This is a genomic window from Rahnella sp. ChDrAdgB13 (assembly GCF_017655185.1).
In the GTDB taxonomy this organism is placed as follows: Bacteria; Pseudomonadota; Gammaproteobacteria; order Enterobacterales; family Enterobacteriaceae; genus Rahnella; species Rahnella contaminans.
In genome coordinates this window covers 1-2,594 of record NZ_JAEMGT010000151.1, presented here as the reverse complement: position 1 = coordinate 2,594, position 2,594 = coordinate 1, and the positions used below count along the sequence as shown (strand labels likewise).

Sequence of the window (2,594 nt, the reverse complement as noted above, 5' to 3'; positions counted from 1 at the left end):
TTTCATCTTTTCCACGTAATCCGCCCGGCTGGCCTTCGGGTTGGCGAGAAAAATCTGCGTGCTGCACTGCTCAATAATCGCCGGAGCAATAGGGTGCTTGACAACTTCGTCAGGCGACTGGGTGGCGGGGACGAAGATACCGTTCAGCTTGCGGATCACCTTCAGCATATTGAGCGAGAATCGGGAAAATTCGATATCGGCCAGCCATTTCCAGAACTCGTCCATGAACATCACCAGCCGGCGACCATCCAGCAGGCTGGTGACGCGGTAAAGCAGATAAAACGTGATGGGGCCGCGAATATCGTCATCATCGAGAAACTCCGTACCGTCGATACCAAAATTTTCGACATCGCTGATGTTGAAGGTGTCCTCCTCATTGTCAAATACCCAGCCGAACTCGCCGCCCTGCGCCCACTGTTTAAGGCGAATGCGTAGCCCGTTGAGGCGGGCGTCGGGGGTTGGCGGTTCCGGCAGGACTTCCAGCAGCCGGGTGATACCGAACTTGCGGTATTCGGGCGGGTAGTCGAGCATGATGGTATCCACGGCGGCACTGATGCGCTCCTCATCGCGCGGATCGAGCGGCTTGCCGTTGCGGCCGCACAGCATGCGCACCAGTCGTTTGATAAAGCTGATATTCCGCCGGGTTGGAGCAAGCGAAAACGGGTTAAACCCGGTAGGCGTGCCGGTACGGATACGGAAGTAGCGTCCACCCATCTGGCGTATCGCCATCTCCGCCGCCCGGTCCTTGTCGAAATAGACCGTTGTGAACCGCTGGATTGTGGCTGAGGCGGAGAACGTCGCCGGATTGCGGTAATTCTGCATCAGTTGCTGCATCATGGTCATCAGCATCGTTTTCCCGGAGCCGGTTTTACCGATAATCGCCGTATTACCCGGCGTTTTTTCGTTGAAGTCATTCCGTCCGCTCTGGCTGTCGTGCAGGTTAAGGTAATACCCGCCACCGCCAGGGGATTTCAGTATCCCGATGGCGTCGCCCCAGGGATTGCCGCTCCGCTTGTGGGAATGAAAGTTGTGCAGGCTCGCCAGGTCGGCAAAGTTCTGGCTGCTGACGGCCACCAGACGGGGGCGTAGCGTATATACCCCCGGCAGTTGCGCCAGGTACGCGGCGGGCAGCGACAGCGTGGACAGCGTTGTCATGATGCCGAGGTCGGCGAAAGGCTGCGCCAGCGCGTTGGTGTCCTTCACCACCTGCTCGGCGCTGTCTGAGGATACCAGCAGGGAGAAGTGGTATTTCCCGCAGGACACATGCCCGGAGTGGAGCAGGTCACGCAGGACAATCAGCTCTTCGCGCTGTGAAATGGCGTCGTCGTCCGCCGAATTCAGGCGCTTTTCCGCCAGACGAATATGCTTCTGCGCCTCATCGCGGGCCATGCAGGTGAAGGACTGCGTCAGCACGTACTCGCTTTCGGCATACATCAGCGCGTCCAGCAGGCCGGTCGCGGTTTCAGGCGAATAATCTTTGATTTCCAGACTGCGGAAAAAACGGGAGCCGCCGACCGTCTGGCACTCGGCGGTGTCGGTGGTAAAAAAGACATCCGGCGTGCTTAGCGTTTCATAAAACGGCGCACGCGTGACCGCCACCTTTTGCCACTTGCCGGTGAGCAGGCGGTGATAAAAGGACAGCTGGGCGGAATAAACCCGCCCGTTGCCTTCATACATCCCCAGTGGCGTCGCCGTATAGCGGGACAAGGCAGACGCCAGCGCCTCCCGGTGTTCCAGCATCACGTTCAGGGCATCATCCAGCGCCGCTTTGCGTTTACCGGACGGCTGCGCCTTCATGGCCTTTTTCTCAAGCGGAGAGAAGGGCGCATAGCAGACGGTGAAAAACAGCCGGTGCCGCCAGAACGGCTTTTCGTTGATTGGCTGGTAATAAAGCCGGGTCACTTCATCAGAAAAGGGAATACCTGAATTCGTGTCAAAGGCATCGTGGTACTTTTCCCGGATACGGTGAATATAGAAAGTGATAGGCAGGCCTTCATATGCACGAATCACGTTATTGAGATGCGTCGCCATTAACGTCAGGTGATGTTCGTCCTCGCATTCAAAAACGGTGCCCTCCAGCTCCCAGCTGGCAACCAAATCCCCCTGGCGGTTTCTGATGACGTGCGGGTGAATATGGGAGGAATACGGAATGTATTTATCCAGCGTAACGCGCTCGTTTAACTTCATTTTTTCAATAAACTCCGAGACGTCGACGGCGTCATAGCGGTTTGCCAGCAAGGCATTGGCACCAAAATGTTTATTGGTGCCAAACCGGCCACGGGTTTTAAAGGCCAGCCAGAGCAACCCGAAATAGTGAATATCGGTTCTGGCCTTTGCCTTCATCTCCAGCCAGGCGGGAATAAGCAGTAATACCAGGTAATAGCTGACATAAACCGCCAGCAGGACGATGGCCCCGCTGACCATCACGAACGGCACGAGGGGAATGCCTGCTATGGCGGCAGGCCGCGTCAGCGCTTTGTTCAGCGTAGCCATCGTTACCTCCCTTATGACGCCCAGTAGGCACCGAAACCTGACGCACCGACGATAAGGATGGCGCCAATGATGACGTTGCGCATGTCATGCAGGCTCTTGCC

Annotated in this window: 1 protein-coding gene and 1 pseudogene; both read right to left on the bottom strand. The window is 56.9% G+C overall.

All coding sequences use genetic code 11. The features are described 5' to 3' along the window. On the bottom strand, nucleotides 1-2,493 hold a 2,493-nt coding region (locus tag J8X26_RS25385; protein WP_208952350.1), incomplete at its 3' end, for a VirB3 family type IV secretion system protein. 11 nt (nucleotides 2,494-2,504) lie between these two features. Continuing rightward, nucleotides 2,505-2,594: pseudogene (locus J8X26_RS25380) on the bottom strand (DUF3352 domain-containing protein); the annotation flags it as partial.